Here is a 20500-nt window from a genome sequence, read left to right on the forward strand (position 1 = left end):
CCTTCAAAACGTGGCTGTTTTCGTTCTTTGTGGACTCTGGCACAGCCGTTGCAAAACTTCCGTTCAGGCAATGGTTGAGGGCTGAGTGCACGCCGACGCTTCGGACGAGCGATGCAATCCTTCCCAACAACCCGTCTGCCGGTTCGGACACACAGAGGACGCGGTCACGCTCTGCGGAAGCGGGCGCGACATAGCAATCGGTTGATGGAGAGCAGAATGTCATCACTGCGACAAATCGCATTCTACGGCAAAGGCGGCATCGGCAAATCGACGACGTCGCAAAACACCCTGGCCGCGCTGGCCGAGATGGGTCATCGGATCCTGATCGTCGGCTGCGACCCCAAGGCGGATTCGACCCGCCTGATCCTGCATGCCAAGGCGCAGGACACCATCCTGAGCCTGGCCGCTGCCGCCGGCAGCGTCGAGGATCTCGAGATCGAAGAGGTCATGAAGGTCGGCTATCGCGACATCAAGTGCGTCGAGTCCGGCGGTCCGGAGCCGGGCGTCGGCTGCGCCGGCCGCGGCGTCATCACCTCGATCAACTTCCTGGAAGAGAACGGCGCTTATGAGGACATCGACTACGTGTCCTACGACGTGCTCGGCGACGTGGTCTGCGGCGGCTTCGCGATGCCGATCCGCGAGAACAAGGCGCAGGAAATCTACATCGTGATGTCCGGCGAGATGATGGCGATGTATGCCGCCAACAACATCTCCAAGGGCATTCTGAAATACGCCAATTCCGGCGGCGTGCGCCTGGGCGGCCTGGTCTGCAACGAGCGCCAGACCGACAAGGAGCTGGAGCTTGCGGAAGCCATGGCCAAGAAGCTCGGCACCCATCTGATCTACTTCGTGCCGCGCGACAACATCGTGCAGCACGCCGAGTTGCGCCGCATGACCGTTCTGGAATATGCGCCGGACTCGGTCCAGGCCGGCCACTACCGCTCGTTGGCGCACAAGATCCACAACAACGCCGGCAAGGGCATCATCCCGACCCCGATCACGATGGACGAGCTCGAAGACATGCTGATGGAGCACGGCATCATGAAGGCCGTCGACGAGAGCCAAATCGGAAAGACTGCCGCCGATCTCGCCGCAACGGCTTAAGCAGTCTTGGTGCCGGCCTTCCTCCCGTCGGAAGGCCGGCACCTCTTCGCATGTCCCACCGGCAGGCAGCAGGGGATCGCGCTATGGCAATCGCAATCGTCGATATCTCGCAATCCGCCGCTGCAGGCCTGCAACCGTCGCCGAACGACGGGTCTTTCGAAGACGACAAGCGGCATCGCGGCCGTCAGATCTACCGCCTGTTGACAGGTGCCGATCCGGCCGACGCGCAGATCGACAACGATCCTAGTTTCGACCGTCATGTGATCGCATCGATCTTGGCGGTGTCTGCGATGGAACCTGGCGCGCTGGCAGAGCGGGCGGGGCTGTCGACCGTCGAGCTGATTGCGCTGCTGGCGCAGCTGTTCCCGGCAGCGCCGATCGATTCCTCATGGCTGCCGATCAGCGGCGCCTCGGCGGCGCCCGATGACGACGAGATCACGATGGTGCGTGATCTGCTCGCGGCGCAGCGCTCGACCGAAAGCGACGTCAGCCGCTGGCTCGCGGCCATGGTGGCGCGACGCGCGATGGAGCCGAACCATCTCTGGGAAGACCTCGGCCTGCGCGAGCGCTCCGAGCTGTCACGTCTGCTGCTGCGCCACTTCGCGCCGCTGGCCAGCCGCAACACCAGAAACATGCGCTGGAAGCGCTTCTTCTACCGCATGCTGTGCGAGGACGATGGCTTCGTCATGTGCACGACGCCGGTCTGCACCCAGTGCAATGATTTCCAGCTCTGCTTCGGTGAGGAGAGCGGCGAAAGCCGGATGGCGGAGCGGCGCCGCGAGGTCGCGCTGCAGGAGGCGGCAAGCGCCGCGATGTGAGTTTCGAGGACTGCGATGATGTTGATGGAAACCCGGCTCGAATCCCCGTGCACCCTTGATGGTGGGCTGTGCGCCGTCGCGGAGACCTGCGAAGCGGGCGAGATCCTGATGCGCCGCTGCGAGGACGCGCTGCGCGGGGCCGGGCTGCGCCCCACTCAGCAGCGCCAGCAATTGAGCCGCATTCTGTTCGGCAATGGCGATTGTCACATCACCGCCGATGCGCTCTACGCTGCAGCGGTCGCGACCGGCATGAAGATCTCGCAGGCGACGATCTACAACACGCTCAATCAGTTCGTGGAGCTTGGACTGCTGCGGCAGATCGGGGTCGATGGTTCCAGGTCGTTCTTCGACACCAATACGACGGTGCATCCGCACTTTTTCTATGAGGACGAGGGCGTGCTCGTCGACGTGCCCGAACACGTCGCGTTCGACCAGCTGCCTGAGCCGCTGCCGGGCTACGGCATGGAGCGGATCGACGTCATCATCCACCTGCGTCGCAAGCGCCATGCCTGACGGCATCGGCCGGTGCGGCAGCATCACCGCTGCGCGCAGGTCCCGGTGCGGCAGTCCCTCATCCCAGCCTTCTCAGCGCGAGCGAAGCTCGTCGCGGCCCCGTAAAGGACGGGGCGGGGGAGCCCACTGTCATTGGGCGCGACCGTCGCGCGGCTTGCTCGGTGCACCTCGCCCCGCTTGCACCCTCTCCTGCGTTGGATTTCCGACCCTGTTACGAATCCGACAATCGGCTCGGCAGGAAAAATCATCAAGTTCTCAAGGGATTGGAGTGATTTTCGGCGGTGGCACAGCCGTTGCTCAGTGTGATTTCGAGGCCGCGACGGAGTGTCTCGCTCCAGCGGTCGACCAGGTTGCGACGGAGCAAGTGAATGCCTGACGTCCCCGGACAGCGTGGGCCGCACACCGCCCAGGATGCCGGCTCTGCCGCGAGCCCAACATTTGGGAGCCCGATGCCCCGGGTGATCCTGAACGACACCACGTTGCGCGACGGTGAGCAGGCACCGGGCGTGGCCTTCGCTCTCGGAGAGAAGCTTGCGATTGCACGCGCATTGGCACGCGCCGGCGTTCCGGAGATCGAGGCGGGGACGCCGGCGATGGGCGCCGACGAGATCGCCGCGATCCGGGCGATCGTCGAAGCCGGTCTGCCGGCGACCATCATCGGCTGGTGCCGGATGCGCGAGGCGGACGTCGACGCGGCAATCGCGGCCGGCGTGTCGATGGTGAATGTGTCCATTCCGACATCCGATATCCAGATCGCGGCCAAGCTCGGCGGCGGCCGGAGCGCCGCCCTGGATCTGCTCAAGCGCGTGGTCGGCTATGCCAGGGAGCGCGGGCTGGCGGTTGCCGTCGGCGGCGAGGATTCCTCCCGCGCGGATGTCGGATTCCTCGCCGAGGTGATCGCGACGGCGAAGTCGCTCGGCGCGCGCCGCTTCCGTGTGGCGGATACGTTGAGCGTGCTCGATCCCGACGCCACCTCGGCGCTGGTCGGGGCCTTGCGGGCGACGACGGACCTCGAGATCGAGTTTCACGGCCATGATGATCTCGGGCTCGCCACGGCCAACACGCTCGCCGCGATCAAGGCCGGCGCGACCCACGCGTCGGTCACCGTCATCGGCCTCGGCGAGCGCGCCGGCAACGCGCCGCTCGAGGAGGTCGCGGTCGCCTTGCGGCAGCTCTATCGGCGCGACACGGGCATTCTGCTCGCCGAGCTGGACCATGTCGCGAATGTCGTTGCCGCTGCAGCCGTGCGCGCTATCCCGCTCAACAAGGCGATCGTCGGGGAGCACGTGTTCACGCATGAATCGGGCATTCATGTCGACGGATTGCTGAAGGATCAGCGGACCTATCAGGCGCTCGATCCTGTGCTGTTCGGGCGCTCCAACCGGATCGTGATCGGCAAGCACTCTGGCCTCTCCGCGATCACCTCGCTGCTATCCGATCTGCGCCTGCCTGTGAGTGCCGACCAGGCGCAGCGGATTCTCGCCCGCGTGCGCAAGCATGCGGTTGCCCACAAGGGGCCCGTGCCGAAAGAGGCGGTCGCCGCCATCTGGCGCGAGGTCTGTGATCACCCGCTAGCGAGCTTTGCCTGATCATGAGCGATGTCGTCGATACGCCGATTGCCAAGCCCATCGCGGCCGTAGCCGGCGCGCCCTCGCTGCTCCGCCTGCTCCGCGAGGACATCGGCTGCGTGCGCTCCCGCGATCCCGCGGCGCGCAGCGAGTTCGAGACGCTGCTGACCTATCCCGGCATCCACGCGCTGATCTGGCACCGCCTGGCGCACCGGCTGTGGATCCGCGGCTGGCGTTTCCCGGCCCGTCTGCTGTCGTGGCTCGGACGATTCCTGTCGAACGTCGACATCCATCCGGGCGCAGAGATCGGGCGTCGCTTCTTCATCGATCATGGCGCCTGCGTCGTGATCGGCGAGACGGCAGAGGTCGGCGATGACGTCACGCTGTATCACGGTGTCACCTTGGGTGGCACGTCGTGGTCACCGGGCAAGCGGCACCCGACCTTGGAAAACGGGGTCGTCGTTGGTGCCGGTGCCAAGATCCTCGGACCGATCACGATCGGGCCGCGCACCCGGGTGGGGGCCAATTCCGTCGTCATCCAGAGCACACCGCCCGACGTGACGGTGGTCGGCATCCCCGCCAAGGTCGTACGACCGGAGTTCACGCATCGCCGGACTGTCGGCCGCATCGATCTGGACCATCATCTGATGCCTGATCCGGTGGGAGAGGCACTTTCCGTGATGCTGGACCGGATCGAGTTCCTCGAAGCGCAGCTCGCTCATGTCCGGCAGAAGGTGCGCCAGGGACCGCCGCTGCCGGCGCCAACCAGTGCCTGCGAGGTCGATCCGATTCTGACACAAGGAGCAAAGCAATGACCGCGGCTACGCCCAACGTTCTCGACGAACTGAAGAAGACCTCTGCCGCCGAAGAGTTCTTCAAGCTGCTCGGTGTCGACTACGATCCGAAGGTGCTCAATGTCTGCCGGCTGCATATTCTCCGGCGAATGGGCCAGTATCTCGTCAGCGAGGACTTCTCGAACGTTTCCAACGAGGATGTCGCAGCCCGCTGCAAGTCATTCCTGGAGCAGGCCTATCAGGATTTCCTCGTCTCCACACCGCTTGATCAGCGCGTGTTCAAGGTGCTCAAGGAAGCGGTGGCGCCGCCCAAGCCGGCCCCCAAGCCGTTCGTGTCGTTGACGACACTCAAGTAGCGGATGAACTGACGATCACTCCTCCAAGCGCCGCCAGCCACAACTGGCGGCGCTTCCGCTTTCAAGCGAGCGTCGTGCGTTCAAGCTCCTGTCGCATTCCCGACGCGTGTTGCTTGCGACGTGTCGGACCTCTGCGGGAATCCTGAGCAGCAAATCAGGATGCGTCGCCAAGTCGCTGAAACAGCGCCAAGATTCGTTCCGATCCAAACTGGTACGACAATTGCTGTTCCTCCCGAGAGGCCCACACACCGGGAGTGATCGCATGCATATCGTCGTCTGCATCAAGCAGGTTCCGGACTCTGCGCAGATCCGCGTTCATCCCGTCACCAACACCATCATGCGCCAGGGTGTGCCGACCATCATCAACCCCTACGACCTGTTCGCGCTGGAAGCTGCGCTGCAGCTCCGTGACAAGTTGGGCGGCGAAGTGACCGTGCTGACGATGGGACCGCCATCCGCCGAGGACTCCCTGCGCCGGGCGCTGACCTACGGCGCCGATCGTGCCGTGCTGCTCACGGACCGCTTCTTTGCCGGCGCCGACACGCTGGCCACGACCTACGCGCTGGCGACAGCCATTCGCAAGATCAGCGAGACCTTCGGCGCGCCGGACATCGTGTTCACCGGCAAGCAGACGATCGATGGCGACACCGCCCAGGTCGGCCCGGGTATCGCCAAGCGGCTCGGCCTGTTGCAGCTGACCTATGTGGCGAAGATCAGCGAGGTCGATCCGGTCGCGCGCACGATCGAAGCCGAGCGCCGGTCCGAGGGCGGCGTGCAGGTCCTCAAGACCAGGCTGCCGTGCCTGGTCACGATGCTGGAGGCGACCAACGAAATCCGCCGCGGCGCGATGGCCGATGCGCTGCGCGCCGCGCGCGCGAAGATCGTGACCTGGAGCGCGAAGGACGCCGGCGTCGAGGATATCTCGAAATGCGGCCTGAAGGGCTCGCCGACGATCGTGAAGCGCGTGTTCGCACCGTCCGCGCGGGCCGAGAAGGCGACATTCGTCGATTTCTCCAGTCGCCCACCGGCTGACGCCCTGATCGAGGAACTGTTCAAGCGCCAGCCGAAGCTCGAAGCCGAGCTTATCACATCGGCCCACGGCTTCTGACTTCGCCATCTGACATCGGTTTCAGACATCGGGCTTCTGACGGATCAACGGGACGACGACCATGAACGAACCCACCAAAGCACCGCCTGCCGCAGCCGGTCGCGCCGCGACCAAGAAGGAGCTGCCGGAGCATTTCAAGGCCTACAAGCACGTCTGGGTGTTCATCGAACAGGAGCGCGGCCAGGTCCACTCGGTCTCCTGGGAGCTGATGGGCGCCGGACGCAAGCTCGCCGACAAGCTGAAGGTCGATCTCGCCGCCGTCGTCATCGGACCGCCCGGCGAAGCCGTCCAGCACGCTGCCGCGGAGTCGTTCTGCTATGGCGCCGATCTCGCCTACATCGTCGCCGATGACGTTCTCACCGACTATCGCAACGAGGCCTATACCAAGGCGCTGACCGACGTCGTCAACACCTATAAGCCGGAGATCCTGCTGCTCGGCGCCACCACGCTCGGCCGCGACCTCGCTGGCTCCGTGGCGACGACGCTGCTCACCGGCCTCACCGCCGACTGCACCGAGCTCGACGTCGATGCCGACGGCTCGCTCGCGGCGACGCGGCCGACCTTCGGCGGCTCGCTGCTCTGCACGATCTACACGCTCAACTATCGGCCGCAGATGGCGACCGTGCGTCCGCGCGTGATGCCGATGCCGGAGCGCGTGGAGAACCCCGCGACCCGCATCATCGAGCACAAGCTCGGCCTGGTCGAGGAGGACATCGTCACCAAAGTGCTGTCCTTCATTCCGGACCGCGACTCCGCGAAATCCAATCTCGCCTATGCCGACGTCGTCGTCGCCGGCGGTCTCGGGCTCGGCTCGCCCGAGAACTTCCAACTCGTGAAAGGACTCGCCGCGGTGCTCGGCGCCGAGTTCGGCTGCTCGCGGCCGCTGGTGCAGAAGGGCTGGGTGACGTCGGACCGCCAGATCGGCCAGACCGGCAAGACCATCCGGCCCAAGCTCTACATCGCGGCCGGCATTTCCGGCGCGATCCAGCATCGGGTGGGCGTCGAGGGCGCAGACCTGATCGTCGCGATCAACACCGACAAGAACGCCCCGATCTTCGACTTCGCCCATGTCGGCATCGTCACCGACGCGATCCGGCTGCTGCCGGCGCTCACCGAGGCATTTCGCGCACGACTGTCGCCGCATTCGCGCGACCGCATCGCAAGCTAGGCACCAGAGAGGGAGCAGGGCAATGATCGAGGAACGGTTCGACGCGATCGTCGTGGGTGCCGGCATGGCCGGCAATGCGGCTGCGCTGACCATGGCCCAGCGCGGCATGAAGGTGCTGCAGCTCGAGCGCGGTGAATATTCCGGTTCGAAGAACGTGCAGGGCGCGATCCTCTATGCTGACATGCTAGAGAAGCTGATTCCCGACTTTCGCGAGGAAGCGCCGCTGGAGCGGCATCTGGTCGAGCAGCGCTTCTGGATGCTCGACGACAAATCGCATGTCGGCCTGCACTACAAGTCGGACGACTTCAACGAGGAGAAGCCGAACCGCTACACCATCATCCGCGCCCAGTTCGACAAATGGTTCTCGTCCAAGGTCAAGGAGGCGGGCGCCACCGTGCTGTGTGAGACGACGGTGACCGAGCTGGCGCAGGACGCCTATGGCAAGGTGATCGGCGTCAAGACCGACCGGCGCGACGGTGAGATCCATGCCGATGTGGTCGTGCTCGCCGAAGGCGTCAACGGCCTGCTCGGGACCCGTGCGGGCCTGCGTGAGCGGCCGAAGCCGGAAAACGTCGCGCTGGCGGTCAAGGAGATGCACTTCCTGCCGCGCGAGACGATCGAGGCGCGCTTCAATCTCAAGGGTGACGAAGGTGCCGTCATCGAGGCCGTCGGCACGATCTCCCGCGGCATGACGGGCATGGGCTTCATCTACTCCAACAAGGAGTGCATCTCGCTCGGCATCGGCTGTCTCGTCTCCGACTTCCAGAAGACCGGCGAGACGCCCTATGGCCTGCTGGAGCGCTTCAAGCAGCATCCCTCGGTGGCGCCGCTGATCGAGGGCTCGGAGGTCAAGGAGTATTCGGCGCATCTCATCCCCGAGGGCGGCTACAACGCAATCCCGGAGCTCTGCGGCGACGGCTGGGTCGTGGTCGGCGACGCTGCCCAGCTCAACAATGCTGTTCACCGCGAGGGCTCGAATCTGGCGATGACCTCCGGCCGCATCGCGGCCGAGGCGATCTTCCAGGTGAAGTCACGTCGCGATCCGATGACCAAAGCGAACCTCGCGCTCTACAAGAAGATGCTGGAGGACTCCTTCGTCATCAAGGATCTGAAGAAATACAAGGACATGCCGGCGCTGCTGCATAATCAGTCGCAGAACTTCTTCCTGACCTATCCGCAGCTCGTCTCGAAGGCGATGCAGAACTTCGTGCGTGTCGACGGCACGCCGAAGAAGGAGAAGGAAAGCAGCACCCTGCGCTCGTTCGTGAGCGCGAGGTCGTGGACGGGTCTGTTCGGCGATGCGTTCCGCTTCGCGCGGGCGTGGCGCTGATTGTCGAGCGAACGAAACAACTGGGCCAAGGGAGATCAGACATGAGCACGGATGTCGCGGTACGGGTCGAGGACAAGCTGTTCTACAATCGCTATCAGGTCGATCCGGGCCGGGCCCATATCAAGGTCCGTCCGCATACAACGCCGACGCCGCAGCTCAAGGCGCTCCTGAACGCGTGCCCGGCACGCTGTTACGAGCTCAACGACAAGGGGCAGGTCGAAATCACGGTCGACGGCTGCATCGAATGCGGCACCTGCCGCGTCATCGGCGAACCGAGCGGCGACATCGAGTGGAGCTATCCGCGCGGCGGCTACGGTGTGCTGTTCAAGTTCGGCTGAGGCCCGAACGGCAGAGGTCGGGCAGGCGACGTGCCATCGCACATGAAAGCGCGCTGCCGCCCTCTCATGCTATATCGAGAATGATATAGGTCATTGAGTCCGGGCGATCTCTCTGCTTAGATCCGGCCGCAGCAACGGTGCTGCTACGGATGAGGAGCTGCACGTGAAGCTGAGCGCGCGGAACGTTTTGCCGGGGAAAGTTATCTCTGTTGCCAAGGGAGCGACCACCGCCCACGTCAAGGTCGAGCTCGCCCCGGGACTGACGGTGTTCTCGGCCATCACCAATGAGGCCGTGGAAGAGCTCGAGCTCGCGGTTGGCGACAGCGTCTCGGCCGTGATCAAGTCGTCCGACGTGATGATCGGCAAATAATGACGTCGGAGGCCATGACCGAGTTCAGCGGGCGCTTTCCGCCTGTGAGCTCAGCGTGAGCCACCAGGCATCCATTGCTGGCCGTGAAGGCGGCAGCAAGGTGCCGAGGTCGCCGGTAAAAGTCCGCCAGTCCTCGATGCATTTCTGCGGCACGGCCGTCAGGACTGGGATCCCTGACGTGATCGCGTCGGCCAGCTCGCCGCGCAATCCGCTTCCGGAGGCCTCCTGCTTGGAAAATTTGTTGATCACGATGAGGTCGGCATGAGCGGCGATGGCGCGGTGAACGGCCATGCCGGCTTCGGCAAGGCCCGCTGCATCCAGCTTGCAGGCCATGGATCCGGTGCCGAGGTCCTGGCAGATCGAGATTGTGTCGCCATTGGCAAGGTCGATCACGTCCATCCCGCTCTTCTTGCCGACCTCGTCTCTCGTATTGCGTTGAACGATGCCGCCGACGCGCACCCCGCGCTGCAGGAGGCCCTGGACAAAATCGTCCAGCAGGACATCGGCATCGTCGCCCGGCCCGTAGAGGATGGCGGCGAGACGGGGTGGATTGAGTTCGGTTGGCTCGGTGAGATCGTGCGGCGTCATGCGTTGGCCTCGAGAGGCGGCCGTCATCCGGTCCGGGGTCCACGCAATGTTGGTCCGGAGGTCGTGGGCGGGCAGCCGGCCGTGATTATACCGATGATGTGGCCTTGAGACAAAGAGGAGATGTCGCGCGTGCCGACCACCGCCGCCCACCATGATCTGGAAGCCTTGCTTCGTGACGATGTCCCCTATGGCGATCTGACCACCGAGACGCTTGGGATCGGCGCTGAGCCTGGCCTGATGCAATTCGCAGCGCGCGGCCGGATGGTGCTGGCGCTGGCCGAGGACGCGGCGGCACTGATCGAACTCGCGGGGGGCCGGGTCGAACTGCTGGCTGCCAGCGGAGCGGTGCTGGAGAAGGGAGCGCCGATTCTGAAGGCTGAAGGAGCCGCCGCGAGCCTGCTGCGCAGCTGGAAGGTGGCGCAAACGCTCATCGAGATCTGGTCGGGCGTCGCGACCGAGGCCGAGGCGATCGTGCGCGCGGCGCGCGCGGTGGCGCCGGGCATCGCGGTCGCCTGCACCCGCAAGAACGTCCCCGGCGCGAAGCTGTTTGCCGTGGCCGCAGTAAAGGCGGGTGGCGCGGTGATGCATCGGCTCGGCCTGTCCGAGACAATCCTGGTATTTCCGGAACATCGGGCGTTTCTCGGCGACACGCCGCTCGGTGACGTGGCCGAACGGCTGCGGCGTAGTGCCCCGGAGAAACGGCTCGTCATCGAGGTCAACAATCTCGAGCAGGCCGTGGCTGCTGCCGTGGCCGGGTTCGACGTCATTCAGGCCGAGAAGTTTCGGCCCGCGGAGATCGAGGCGCTGGTGAAGCAAATGAACACGATGGCGGCGTTGCCGATACGGCCCATCATTGCGGCCGCCGGCGGCGTCAATGCGCAGAACGCTGCGGCGTACGCAGCGGCCGGCGCCGACTTGCTGGTCACGTCAGCGCCGTACCTCGCCCGTCCCTGCGACGTGCAGGTGCGGATTACCCGGGCATCGGCCGCGGCTTGATCGCGCGGGCCGGCTACTGAGGCTGATGCACGGCGGGGCGCTTCTGGCGGTTCGCTCGCCATTCCAGGAATTCGCGGAACAGCCGGGCGTCGGTCGGCACGCCATTCGCCTGCTGCTCGTTGGCCTGAGCGTTGGCTCCCAGGACCTGAGCGGCCGGCATGTTGCGGTCGAGCCATTCCTGCGCCACCTTGAACCTGGTCCAGCCGGCGATGGGCGCCAGCGGCGCCACCTCCTGCCATTTGGGATGAAACGGCGGCCGCTGCAACACCTGCAGATTGTTGAACAGCGCTTCGACCAGCAGAGACAGCCGGCGATGGCGATCGCTGCCGGGTTGCCAGTTGTACGACGCCAGCAAGGCCTCGGCGGCAATCGTGTTCACCGGCGCTGAGGCGCTCACGAGGTTGGGATAGTCTTCGGCGGACAATTGCGCCGGAAGATACTCGTCATGCAGGGCCTTGTCGTACTCGACGGGCACGAGATGCAGATTGGGGTCGTTGACCTGATTCAGCCATTGCAACGGCTTGCCTTCAACCGCGATGATCGCGTCGATGTCGCCTCGTCGCAGCATGTCCAGCGCCAGCCGCGGCTCGATATAGAGAAGGTGCGGCCTGATCCCCAAGCGTTCGAATACGTTGATCGAGGTGACGAAGGTGCCACCATCGGGCAGGTCGACCGCGATGGTCTTGCCGTCGAGCTCGCTGAGGCTGGTGATCGACTTGGGTGCCACAACGTGCATCTCTTCATTGAACAACTTGGCCACATAGACCAGCTGTTCACGCACATTGTTGGCGAAATCCTTGCGCTCGAGAAAGGCCAGCGTGTCCTTGCGGATGATGCCGGCATCGACACCACGCAGCAGCAGGATGTCGGCGACCGATTGGACCGAGCCGCGGCCGATCACGGGAAGAACGCGCAACTCGGTCCCCTTGTCGAGGACCGAGGCGAGATCCGCGCCCATGTTCGCGTAGGTGCTGCCGAACGATCCCGTCATCAGCGTCACCGTGTTGGCATTCAGCTGGTTCGCCAGGTCACGCTTCGCCGTGCCGTAACGGAAGATGGTCTTGAAGGAGTCGCTGACGCTGCCGGGATCGATGCCGCTGCGCACGGGGCCGAAACGCTGCCACTTGCCGCCCGTGAATTGCATCATCTGCATCTGCTCGAGCGGCGCATAGTCATGGGCGCTGGTGTTGACGCTGATGCCGGGCGTCAGCATCGGCAATTTGAGGCCCTTCAGCGACGCCGCGTGCTTCATGATGTTGTCGCGCGACAGGTCATCGCCGCAATTCCTCAACACCGCCACCATGGCGTTGGCGGCGAGGTAGCCGAACGTCGCAAGACCGTTGCTCCTCGGAACATCGGGCAAATAGCGGTCCATGAATGCAGACCATTCCTGGTAGGATGGGTCGCCTGCCGTCGCTGCCTCGTCGCCCTCGTAGTAGTATCCCGCGGACATGATGCCTTCGGCATTCTGCAGGCCTGCCGGCTGCATCACTGCCGACACCGACTCCGAGACCGTCGAGATGATGTGGTCCGGCCGCCAGCCGATCTCGGCCGCACGGCGGATTGCCATGACGGCGAATTTGGGTGTCGTCACATCGAAGAATATGTCGGCCCCTGAGGCCTTCAGCGTGGCGATCTGCTGATTGACGTTGGCGTCCGTCACCTTGTAGGTCGCCTCCGCCACGATCGGAAGCTTGCCACCTAGGCCCTCCTTCAATCCCTTGACGTAATCCTTGCCGAAATCATCATCCTGAGAGAGGATCGCGATCTTGCCGCGGCTGTGTGTCTCCAGCAGGTACTGCGCATAGACGTGCGCCTCTGCCTGGTAGCTGGGCTGAAAACCCATGGTCCAGGGAAAGTCGTGCGGCTGGTCCCACTGCGAGGAGCCGGATGCTACGAACAATTGGGGGACTTTGTTGGCGTTGAGATAGGGGCGGACCGCCAGGTTGGGGGCCGTGCCCAGGCTCGCGAACATCAGCAGGACCTTGTCCTCTTCTACCAGCTTGCGCGTCATCTCGACCGCCTTCTGCGGGACGTAGCCGTCGTCGTAGGAGATGAAAGTGATAGGCCGGCCGTTGATGCCGCCCTCGGCATTGACCTTGTTGAAATAGGCGGCGATCGCCTTGCCGATGACGCCATAAGCGAGGGCCGGACCGCTGTAAGGCATCGTGTTGCCGATGCGGATTTCCTTGCCGGCGGCTGCGGCCGCGCGATGCTGGGCCAGCAGGATCGGCCCGGCCAGCGCCAAAGCGAGACATGCGGCCTGTGCGATGCGGTTGATACGATGATGCCGCTCCTGGAGACCTCGGCCCCCCATCGGGGCTGCGCAGGCGCGAACCGCACCGTTGATACCCTGCATTATGCATCCTCCCGTCGATGTCTTGTTGTTCCAGCGTAAACGATCGATGACGACCGACCGTCGCACCGGGCGGTCCCTATCGCGTTCTGTGGGCGTGCAGCGATTGCTCGCGTGGCGAATCTGACATTCGCTTCAGTCTGTCCGCGCGTTCTCCAGGCGAAGGCCGGAGCCAAAGCCACACCAGATCTTTCATTCTGCTCGTGTCGCTCGTCTCTGACGTTCGCAGATGAACCTGCGGCGGACCGATACGAACGTGAGAGTTGGAACGCTACCGCACGGCGGAGATGCGGCGGCTGGCTTCCGGCGATCCTTGCTCTGCGGCCTTGAGGTACCAGGCGCGGGCCTTGGCGGCGTCGGGGATGGCGCCGAGGATTCGCGATTTCGTCAGTTCTGCCGGGTCATAGGTTCGCGCGAGCAGGAGCGAGGCTTCGGCGCTTCCTGCGTCGGAAAGCCGGGTCAGGATCAGGCGTGCGCTCGCGACGTCACCTGCCGCAAGCAGGTCGCGTCCTCGCTTCATCAGCGAACTGACCTCGTCACGGGGCAATGGCACGGTCGGGCGTGGCGATGCTGTCGAGGCAGCGGGAGCGGGATTGGAGAACGCCGACGCGCCGGAGAGAGCGGGGGCCGGCGATGCCGGGGACGGCGCCAACGCGCGCGTCGCAACGTCGGTGCTGGTCGGGACCATGATGGACGCCACCGTTTGTGGCGGATCCTCCTGTGCGACCTTGGCTTCTGCCGGATCGATTTGAGCCAGGCTTTCCAGCACCGTGGACGGCATCATCTGGCTGGGGCCGCCTTGTGTTGCGCCGTGGTCCTCGAAAGTGACCATGTTCACGACGATCATGGCGACAGACGCAGCGATGCCGATGGCTGCGCCGATCTTGATGATGCCGCCGAGACGGGACGACCTGTCCGTATCCTCCGGCGGCAGCGGCATGACGACCGGATCGAGCTTCGAACTCCAGAGGCCACGAGGGAGTTCATCATCGTCGCCATTGGCGGCCGGCTGCGCCGGCATCGTATTTGGACGGGCGAGCAGGTGATGCGGCAGATGGGAATCGTCGAGGGGCTGGTCGTACGTTGCCGGACCGCCTTGAGCCTGATGGCGGCGCGGCGCGTATTTGCGGAGTTCTTCAGTCGCCCAAGGCGGCGTCGGCTTCGCCGGGTCGTTCTGAACTGGAGCACTCATCACTAGCCTCCTGTCTCCGACGTGCGGGTCGCGGGAGAAAGCTTCAGCGCGTCGGGCGCACGCGGTCCAACCGAAGGTCGCATGATGCGGGTTCGGGGGGTCTGCACCAACTCTTCCGCCGAGACTAACAGGTTTGGTTTCCTTCCGACATGCGCGCCACCCTTTTCGCGCGTCGTGGTCACAATCGATGTTGCTTGGCCCCTAAGCTGATCAATGTTCTTGGCGGGAAGGGTGAGTAGGTAAGGCTATTTGATGGAAATTTCCCGGCCGCTCGCGCCGATGAATGCTCGCAATACGCGAGGTTTGGAGTAAATCGCGCCTGACGCGGGAAGATGGACTGGAGTATCGGGATGCCGCAGCCATTTCGACTTTGCCGCGAGGTCAGGGGCTTAGCTGCCTGAAAGGTTGCGGGCGCCGTCGGATAATCCTGCAACCCCTGCGTGAAGTGACGAAAAGCAAATGCGGCCGGACGATGCCGGCCGCATTCACATATCCGGTCGATTTCTATTCAGCTGCCAGTGCGACGGTCACACCAGCGGCTTCGATCGCGACGGCGACCGACTGGATGATGGCGGCAAAGCGCACCGCGGTCTGGATTGCGGCGGCGTCGACGCCCGCGTCCTGCAGAACCTTTTCGTGCGCGTCGATACAGGTGCCGCAGCCGTTGATCGCCGACACCGCGAGCGACCACAGCTCGAAGTCGGCCTTGTCGACGCCGGGATTGGCGATGACGTTCATTCGCAGACGGGCCGGCATCGTCGCGTATTCCTTGTTCGACGCAAGATGCACGAAGCGATAGTAGACGTTGTTCATGGCCATGATCGCGGCGGCTGATTTCGCCGCCGCCAATGCAGCCGGCGACAGATGCGCGGCCGCGACCGATTCGAGGGCCGCCGTCACCGTCGGATTGCGGGTTGCGATTCCGCAGGCAACGAACAGGCCGTATTTGGCCTGCGGCGACAGCGTCTCATCCGACGCCATGGACGACAGGTTGAGCCTGACGTCCTTGGCGAAATCCGGGATCTGGTCCTTCAGCTGCTCGATCGACATGATCAAGCGACCTTCAGGGTCTCGCCGCCAACTTCGCGGTTGCAGGGGCAGAGCTCATCGGTCTGCAGGGCGTCGAGCACGCGCAACGTATCCTTCGGCGCGCGGCCGACATTGAGGTTGGTCGCGTAGACGTGCTGGATCGTGTTGTCGGGATCGACGATGAACGTATAGCGGTAGGCCACGCCGTCCGGTGAGCGGACGCCGAGACCGTCGACCAGCGCACCCTTGGTGTCGGCGAATTGCCAGATCGGCAGCTTATGCAGGTCCTTGTGGTCGCGACGCCAGGCCAGCTTGCAGAACTCGTTGTCGGTCGAGCCGCCGAGCACCACGGCGTCGCGGTCCGCGAAGTCCTTCGAGAGGCGAGCGAACTCGGCGATCTCGGTCGGGCAGACGAAAGTGAAGTCCTTCGGATAGAAGAAGATGATCTTCCACTTTCCGGGGAAGCTGGTCTCGGTCAGGGTCTCGAAGGCGCTCTCGCCCTTCTCCTCCTGAATATGAAAACCGGGCTTCACGCCGACGATTTCGAACGATGGCAGCTTACTTCCAATTCCGAGCATGTCGCACTCCAAGAAATTTCTGCGCTGCAATAGCGAGGCTCATTGTGCATTGCAAGCGATATGCCATTAGCTATCAACATCAATGCTTTGTCGGAAAGTCGACAGTCGGCTTTGATGATGTTGCGGTTGCGAATGCGAGCGATGTTCGAGACGTGCCCATGGGCGTGATGAGATGACGGCGCAGCGTCCGATTCGTAACATTCGGCTGAATGCGCGTGCACACATGCAGAGCGTGCGTCCGGTCCAGGTCACAAAGAAGAGTTGATGCGGTCGGCCTCGACTGGATGTCCGATGCGGGACAGGAGCCGCGTCCGCAGCTGCGGCGGGCCTGCAATTTCTTTGTGCGGGCATCGTGGCAAAATTGACATTATGGCCGCGGCTGCGATGCATGTTTGATCAAAGCGACTCGCCAAGCGGCAGCAACGCGACATCCTCTCGGCAGTGCGCAGCCCGAGACGCGGCAGCGGACCTTGCACCGTCAGCTTTTCAGCAGATCGCGTCTGTTATTTCGCCTTGCTGCTGCACCAAGCGAACATAGTCTCGCCAGCGCGACTGAACCACCCGTGGATCGAGACACCGACACATATCTGCACATTGGGCTGTGCGCGTCCGCTCGAGGACGCAATGCGGATTGCGTTCGAGAAAGTGATCAACTGGCTGGAGGACGATTGGAAGATTCCGGCGCCCGAGGCCTGCATGCTGCTCGGCCAGATCGCCGAGGCGCGCTGCACCCAGGTGGTCAATCCGAAATACACCTACATCTGCAAGACCAACAAGGCCGTGCTGGTCGGCTACCACGGCTGAATCCGTAGACGTACACATAGGGGAGAGGATCATGGATCTGGGATTGGCCGGCAAGGGCGTGCTGGTGACCGGCGGCAGCAAGGGCATCGGGCTTGCGATCGCCGAACTGTTCGCCGCTGAAGGCGCGAATGTCGCGATCTGCGCGCGCGATGCGGCAGCCGTCGGCAATGCTGTCGCGAAGCTCATAAGCAGAGGCGTCAAGGCGTGGGGGCAGGGGATCGACGTCGCCGACGCCGTCGCGCTGAAGGGCTGGGTGGATGGGGCCGCCGCGGAGTTCGGCGGCGTCGATTGCGTGGTCTGCAATGTCAGCTCGCTCGCCGTCGGCGATTCTCCCGAGACCTGGGAAAAATCCTTCCGCATCGACATGATGCACACCGTCAACACGGTGGCCGCGGCCGTTCCCTATCTCGAGAAGTCGACATCCGCCTCGATCATCATCATCTCCAGCGTATCCGGATTTGAGGTCGACTTCGCTGCGGGATCCTATGGGGCGATCAAGGGCGCCTTGATCCACTACGCGAAGGGGCTTGCACATCAGCTCGTCGGCAAGGGGATCCGTGTCAACGCGGTCTCTCCGGGCAACACCTACTTCGATGGCGGCATCTGGCAGAACATCGAGAATGGGTCGCCGGACCTGTTCAAGACCGCGATGGGCCTGAATCCGACGGGGCGTATGGGCACCGCCGAGGAGGTGGCTTACGGCGTCGTCATCCTCGCCAGTCCGCTGGCGAGCCGGATCTCCGGAACCAACCTGATCATCGATGGCGCTCTGACGAAGGCGGTCTAGGTCCGTTGAGATAGCGATCGTCGGTGTTCGCCTGGCAGGCGCCACCGCATGTCGCGGCCATGCCGAGTTGACGGCCACTACGGCTGTCGAGCAGCCGTGAGCGGCCAGTCTGCGATGATGCGGAAACCGGCCCGGGCGTCGGCTTGACGGAACAGCACGATCCGGTCGATTGCCAAGGTCGCCAGTGCGAGCGCTTCGAAGCGGCTCTGGAGCATGGACAGAATGGGACGACGCCGTTCGTCGGAGAGGCGGCAGGTCAGCGTCATGTGGAAGCGGAAATCCTCCATGACATACGGATAGCCCCAGCGGTCGAGATGATCGCGCTGGCGCGGCGTCAGCAGCTCGGGCTTGCGGCGCGCGCGATCCTCCGCCGTCGTCGGTGCACGAAACGGCTCGAAGGCCTCGACGCAATCGGTCGCGAGCATTTGCAATGCCGGCGAAGCATCGCCGGGAATCGCTGCGATGAAACCGCTGATCGCGTCCACGACCGGCCGGATGATCGGCAGCACCCTCGGCGCAGCCGCGAAGTCGGCGCAGGCTGCGCACAGCTCGGCTTCGCTCTTGGTGTCGGCCAAGGCAAACGGTGCCTTCAGCGTGGCATGGAAGCCGTATTTGCGCGCGTCGGCAGTCAGCTCCGACCAGTCGGGGATCAGGTTCACGATGTCCTCGGGAAACCCGACGTCTTCGCCCGCCCATGCGTCGTAGCCGAGGAGGCTCGCGCCGAACTGCGACAGCGCCGTCCCGGCCGCAGGCGCATAGTAGATGGCATAACGCGGGAGGCCGGCCACGGGCGCCTACTCCGCAGCAGCAGCGCGCGCCGGCAGGGCCATGCTCAGCCGATTGGCCTCGGTGAGATGGACCAGCCGGCCGGATGCGATCACGGCAACGACGCGTGGTCGCAGCGGAGCGCTGTCGTCGACCAGGATGATATCGGCGCGGCGGCCTTCTGCGAGCGAACCGCGGTCCGACAGTCCCGCGGCTCGCGCCGGCCCATCCGAGACCAGGGCCCAGGCACGGGACAAAGGAAGAATGCCGTCGGCGACCAGCCGATACGCGGCCAGCAACGGCGCGGGATAATAGTAGTCCGATGCCAGGACGGAGCACAGCCCCTTGGCGATCATGTCGCTCGCCTTGGTCCATCCGGTATGGCTGCCGCCGCGGACCACGTTGGGTGCACCGAACACGATGGCGTCGCCGCCTTCGGCGGCTTCACGCGCGGTCTCCTCATTGACGGGAAACTCGGCGATGGTCACGCCTTGGCTTCGAAATGCCTTGCGCATCGCCGGGCTATCGTCATCGTGCGACAGCATGCGGATGTCCGCTTTGCGGGCAACTTCAGCCAGACGAGCGATCGAAGCCGGAACGGCATCGGCGCGGGAGACCATGCGCTCGACCAGGCGATCGAACTCCGGGCCGGACAGTCCGGTGCGGTCGACCATGCGCTGGCGCTTGTGCGGCTTCTCGAGGCTCGCGACCGTCGAATCCATGTGATCGTTGAAGGCGAACAGGTCGACGCGCCGATCGGCGAGCCACTGTCGGATCTCGTCCTCGTCGTCGAGATTGTATGTCTCGTGACGCAGGTGGAAGCGCGTGTCGGCGGCAAGCCGCGGGCGCAGGGCCTCGATCGACTCGAGCAGCCGTCGCGCATTGTCGGCGCTGCGCAGGCCCGGCTCCCACGACCAGGTCGTCGCATGGAAGACGGTCGTGATACCGTTGCCGATCGCCTGGCGGTCGCTGTCGATCAGCGCCACGTCGGTCGGGAAATCGACGCCGGCGCGCGGCATCATCTGCCGTTCAAAAGCGTCGCCGTGAACGTCGACGATGCCTGGCAGCACGGTTAATCCGCCGGCATCGAGCGCGAGACCCGGCCGCTGCGGGAAGGTGTCGACCTCTGTGATGATTCCGTCGGAAACAACCAAGGACGTGCCGACAAGGTCGGGGCCGATCAGGCCGCGGCCGCCGGAGATCAATATTTCTCTCATGGGACGGCACTCTGCCGCATCGAGGCCGGGGCGTCGAGAGTTGCTTCGTACTTGTCCAGGAACTCTGCGATCCCAAGACGCCTGAAATCCGGTAGAGCCGTCCGCAACGCCCCATGGTCCCAATCCCACCAGGCAAGATTTACGAGCCGCTGTTCGATATCGATCGGAAACCGGCGCTTGATCACGCGGGCTGGGTTGCCGGCGACGATCGTGTACGCCGGGACATCCTTGGTGACGATGGCTCCGGCCGCCACGACGGCACCCGTCCCGATGCTGCGGCCCGGCAGCACGATCGCGCCATGGCCGATCCAGACGTCGTGACCGATGTCGACGTGATGCTCCCTGCGCCAGGCGAAGAAGTCAGCGTCGTCCGGCTCACCTGGGAAATAGGCACTGGCGCGGTAGGTGAAGTGCGCCTGCGTGGCGCGATGCATCGGATGATTGCCGGGATTGATCCGGGTCATCGCGGCGATCGAGCAGAACTTTCCGATGCTCGTGTAGGTGATCTGGGCGTCGTTGACGACATAGGAGTAGTCGCCCATCGTCACCTCCAGGAGCATGGTGCGGGCTCCGACCTCGCAATAGGCACCCAGCGTCGTCCCCTGGACCTTCGCGCTGGGATCAATTGTCGGTTTCACGGAAAGGATGTTGCCTGCCATCTGATGTTCTTGTCTCGGCCTCGAAGCTTTGCTGTCACCGTATTCGGCATCCAACATGACAA

The 20500-nt window shown here is 64.2% G+C and carries 22 protein-coding genes; 14 read left to right on the plus strand and 8 right to left on the minus strand.

What is annotated here, in order from left to right:
- The first annotated feature begins 216 nt into the window (after positions 1–216).
- From nifH to LQG66_RS34425, 11 genes are all read left to right on the plus strand, one after another.
- Positions 217–1104, plus strand: a complete 888-nt coding sequence (gene nifH / locus LQG66_RS34375) for a nitrogenase iron protein (RefSeq protein WP_231320227.1) — start codon at positions 217–219, stop codon at positions 1102–1104.
- Between the two features lie 83 nt (positions 1105–1187).
- A complete protein-coding gene (locus LQG66_RS34380) occupies positions 1188–1922 on the plus strand; it encodes a nitrogen fixation protein NifQ (protein ID WP_231320228.1) in 735 nt (244 codons plus the stop codon).
- An 18-nt stretch (positions 1923–1940) separates the two neighbouring features.
- A complete protein-coding gene (gene irrA / locus LQG66_RS34385; protein ID WP_231328057.1) occupies positions 1941–2435 on the plus strand; it encodes an iron response transcriptional regulator IrrA in 495 nt (164 codons plus the stop codon).
- Positions 2436–2884: 449 nt separating this feature from the next.
- Positions 2885–4024, plus strand: coding sequence for a homocitrate synthase (gene nifV / locus LQG66_RS34390; protein WP_231320229.1), 1140 nt, complete (start codon positions 2885–2887; stop codon positions 4022–4024).
- Between the two features lie 2 nt (positions 4025–4026).
- Complete coding sequence (cysE, locus tag LQG66_RS34395) at positions 4027–4818, plus strand: serine O-acetyltransferase (protein WP_231320230.1); 792 nt, start codon at positions 4027–4029, stop codon at positions 4816–4818.
- A complete protein-coding gene (nifW, locus tag LQG66_RS34400) occupies positions 4815–5153 on the plus strand; it encodes a nitrogenase stabilizing/protective protein NifW (RefSeq protein WP_231320231.1) in 339 nt (112 codons plus the stop codon). Before cysE ends, nifW begins: the two co-directional genes overlap by 4 nt.
- A gap of 262 nt (positions 5154–5415) precedes the next feature.
- Positions 5416–6261 (plus strand): electron transfer flavoprotein subunit beta/FixA family protein, encoded by an 846-nt coding sequence (locus tag LQG66_RS34405; RefSeq protein ID WP_231320232.1) that lies wholly within the window; start codon positions 5416–5418, stop codon positions 6259–6261.
- Positions 6262–6322: 61 nt separating this feature from the next.
- Entirely contained in the window at positions 6323–7429 is a 1107-nt protein-coding gene (locus LQG66_RS34410; RefSeq protein WP_231320233.1) for an electron transfer flavoprotein subunit alpha/FixB family protein, read from the plus strand.
- A 22-nt stretch (positions 7430–7451) separates the two neighbouring features.
- Complete coding sequence (locus LQG66_RS34415; protein ID WP_231320234.1) at positions 7452–8759, plus strand: FAD-dependent monooxygenase; 1308 nt, start codon at positions 7452–7454, stop codon at positions 8757–8759.
- A 41-nt stretch (positions 8760–8800) separates the two neighbouring features.
- On the plus strand, positions 8801–9097 hold the full coding sequence (locus tag LQG66_RS34420) for a ferredoxin family protein (protein ID WP_231320235.1): 297 nt from the start codon (positions 8801–8803) through the stop codon (positions 9095–9097).
- 163 nt (positions 9098–9260) lie between these two features.
- On the plus strand, positions 9261–9467 hold the full coding sequence (locus LQG66_RS34425) for a TOBE domain-containing protein (RefSeq protein ID WP_231320236.1): 207 nt from the start codon (positions 9261–9263) through the stop codon (positions 9465–9467).
- A 24-nt stretch (positions 9468–9491) separates the two neighbouring features.
- Here LQG66_RS34425 and LQG66_RS34430 read toward each other — a convergent pair whose 3' ends face one another.
- Complete coding sequence (locus tag LQG66_RS34430) at positions 9492–10055, minus strand: DUF2478 domain-containing protein (protein WP_231328058.1); 564 nt, start codon at positions 10053–10055, stop codon at positions 9492–9494.
- A 129-nt stretch (positions 10056–10184) separates the two neighbouring features.
- On the opposite strand from LQG66_RS34430, the gene modD reads away from it, so the two are divergent.
- Complete coding sequence (gene modD, locus LQG66_RS34435; RefSeq protein ID WP_231320237.1) at positions 10185–11051, plus strand: ModD protein; 867 nt, start codon at positions 10185–10187, stop codon at positions 11049–11051.
- A gap of 13 nt (positions 11052–11064) precedes the next feature.
- On the opposite strand, the gene LQG66_RS34440 is transcribed toward modD, so the two are convergent.
- The 4 genes from LQG66_RS34440 to LQG66_RS34455 all read right to left on the minus strand — a co-directional run bounded on the left by LQG66_RS34440 (position 11065) and on the right by LQG66_RS34455 (position 16206).
- Positions 11065–13410, minus strand: a complete 2346-nt coding sequence (locus tag LQG66_RS34440) for an ABC transporter substrate-binding protein (protein ID WP_231320238.1) — start codon at positions 13408–13410, stop codon at positions 11065–11067.
- Positions 13411–13678: 268 nt separating this feature from the next.
- Complete coding sequence (locus LQG66_RS34445; RefSeq protein ID WP_231320239.1) at positions 13679–14599, minus strand: SEL1-like repeat protein; 921 nt, start codon at positions 14597–14599, stop codon at positions 13679–13681.
- Between the two features lie 504 nt (positions 14600–15103).
- On the minus strand, positions 15104–15649 hold the full coding sequence (ahpD, locus tag LQG66_RS34450) for an alkylhydroperoxidase, AhpD family (RefSeq protein ID WP_231320240.1): 546 nt from the start codon (positions 15647–15649) through the stop codon (positions 15104–15106).
- A 2-nt stretch (positions 15650–15651) separates the two neighbouring features.
- On the minus strand, positions 15652–16206 hold the full coding sequence (locus LQG66_RS34455; protein WP_231320241.1) for a peroxiredoxin: 555 nt from the start codon (positions 16204–16206) through the stop codon (positions 15652–15654).
- 624 nt (positions 16207–16830) lie between these two features.
- Here LQG66_RS34455 and LQG66_RS34460 point away from each other — a divergent pair.
- Positions 16831–17010, plus strand: coding sequence for a hypothetical protein (locus LQG66_RS34460; RefSeq protein WP_231320242.1), 180 nt, complete (start codon positions 16831–16833; stop codon positions 17008–17010).
- Between the two features lie 31 nt (positions 17011–17041).
- Positions 17042–17797 (plus strand): SDR family NAD(P)-dependent oxidoreductase, encoded by a 756-nt coding sequence (locus tag LQG66_RS34465; RefSeq protein WP_231320243.1) that lies wholly within the window; start codon positions 17042–17044, stop codon positions 17795–17797.
- A gap of 77 nt (positions 17798–17874) precedes the next feature.
- On the opposite strand, the gene LQG66_RS34470 is transcribed toward LQG66_RS34465, so the two are convergent.
- The 3 genes from LQG66_RS34470 to LQG66_RS34480 are packed head-to-tail and all read right to left on the minus strand — an operon-like array spanning position 17875 to position 20438.
- Entirely contained in the window at positions 17875–18585 is a 711-nt protein-coding gene (locus LQG66_RS34470) for a DUF1045 domain-containing protein (protein ID WP_231320244.1), read from the minus strand.
- 6 nt (positions 18586–18591) lie between these two features.
- The gene (locus LQG66_RS34475) at positions 18592–19779 is read right to left on the minus strand and encodes an alpha-D-ribose 1-methylphosphonate 5-triphosphate diphosphatase (protein WP_231320245.1); all 1188 of its coding nucleotides are present in this window, start codon (positions 19777–19779) and stop codon (positions 18592–18594) included.
- Complete coding sequence (locus tag LQG66_RS34480) at positions 19776–20438, minus strand: LbetaH domain-containing protein (protein ID WP_305879305.1); 663 nt, start codon at positions 20436–20438, stop codon at positions 19776–19778. Before LQG66_RS34480 ends, LQG66_RS34475 begins: the two co-directional genes overlap by 4 nt.
- Positions 20439–20500: the final 62 nt, after the last annotated feature.

Source organism: Bradyrhizobium ontarionense (assembly GCF_021088345.1).
GTDB lineage: Bacteria > Pseudomonadota > Alphaproteobacteria > Rhizobiales > Xanthobacteraceae > Bradyrhizobium > Bradyrhizobium ontarionense.

What these genes read in the sequence shown, in the direction of transcription:
- nifH (WP_231320227.1), top strand. Translation starts at nt 217, where the DNA reads ATGTCATCACTGCGACAAATCGCATTCTACGGCAAAGGCGGCATCGGC.
- LQG66_RS34380 (WP_231320228.1), top strand. Translation starts at nt 1,188, where the DNA reads ATGGCAATCGCAATCGTCGATATCTCGCAATCCGCCGCTGCAGGCCTG.
- irrA (WP_231328057.1), top strand. Translation starts at nt 1,941, where the DNA reads ATGTTGATGGAAACCCGGCTCGAATCCCCGTGCACCCTTGATGGTGGG.
- nifV (WP_231320229.1), top strand. Translation starts at nt 2,885, where the DNA reads ATGCCCCGGGTGATCCTGAACGACACCACGTTGCGCGACGGTGAGCAG.
- cysE (WP_231320230.1), top strand. Translation starts at nt 4,027, where the DNA reads ATGAGCGATGTCGTCGATACGCCGATTGCCAAGCCCATCGCGGCCGTA.
- nifW (WP_231320231.1), top strand. Translation starts at nt 4,815, where the DNA reads ATGACCGCGGCTACGCCCAACGTTCTCGACGAACTGAAGAAGACCTCT.
- LQG66_RS34405 (WP_231320232.1), top strand. Translation starts at nt 5,416, where the DNA reads ATGCATATCGTCGTCTGCATCAAGCAGGTTCCGGACTCTGCGCAGATC.
- LQG66_RS34410 (WP_231320233.1), top strand. Translation starts at nt 6,323, where the DNA reads ATGAACGAACCCACCAAAGCACCGCCTGCCGCAGCCGGTCGCGCCGCG.
- LQG66_RS34415 (WP_231320234.1), top strand. Translation starts at nt 7,452, where the DNA reads ATGATCGAGGAACGGTTCGACGCGATCGTCGTGGGTGCCGGCATGGCC.
- LQG66_RS34420 (WP_231320235.1), top strand. Translation starts at nt 8,801, where the DNA reads ATGAGCACGGATGTCGCGGTACGGGTCGAGGACAAGCTGTTCTACAAT.
- LQG66_RS34430 (WP_231328058.1), bottom strand. Translation starts at nt 10,055, where the DNA reads ATGACGCCGCACGATCTCACCGAGCCAACCGAACTCAATCCACCCCGT.
- LQG66_RS34440 (WP_231320238.1), bottom strand. Translation starts at nt 13,410, where the DNA reads ATGCAGGGTATCAACGGTGCGGTTCGCGCCTGCGCAGCCCCGATGGGG.
- LQG66_RS34445 (WP_231320239.1), bottom strand. Translation starts at nt 14,599, where the DNA reads ATGAGTGCTCCAGTTCAGAACGACCCGGCGAAGCCGACGCCGCCTTGG.
- ahpD (WP_231320240.1), bottom strand. Translation starts at nt 15,649, where the DNA reads ATGTCGATCGAGCAGCTGAAGGACCAGATCCCGGATTTCGCCAAGGAC.
- LQG66_RS34455 (WP_231320241.1), bottom strand. Translation starts at nt 16,206, where the DNA reads ATGCTCGGAATTGGAAGTAAGCTGCCATCGTTCGAAATCGTCGGCGTG.
- LQG66_RS34460 (WP_231320242.1), top strand. Translation starts at nt 16,831, where the DNA reads ATGCGGATTGCGTTCGAGAAAGTGATCAACTGGCTGGAGGACGATTGG.
- LQG66_RS34465 (WP_231320243.1), top strand. Translation starts at nt 17,042, where the DNA reads ATGGATCTGGGATTGGCCGGCAAGGGCGTGCTGGTGACCGGCGGCAGC.
- LQG66_RS34475 (WP_231320245.1), bottom strand. Translation starts at nt 19,779, where the DNA reads ATGAGAGAAATATTGATCTCCGGCGGCCGCGGCCTGATCGGCCCCGAC.
- LQG66_RS34480 (WP_305879305.1), bottom strand. Translation starts at nt 20,438, where the DNA reads ATGGCAGGCAACATCCTTTCCGTGAAACCGACAATTGATCCCAGCGCG.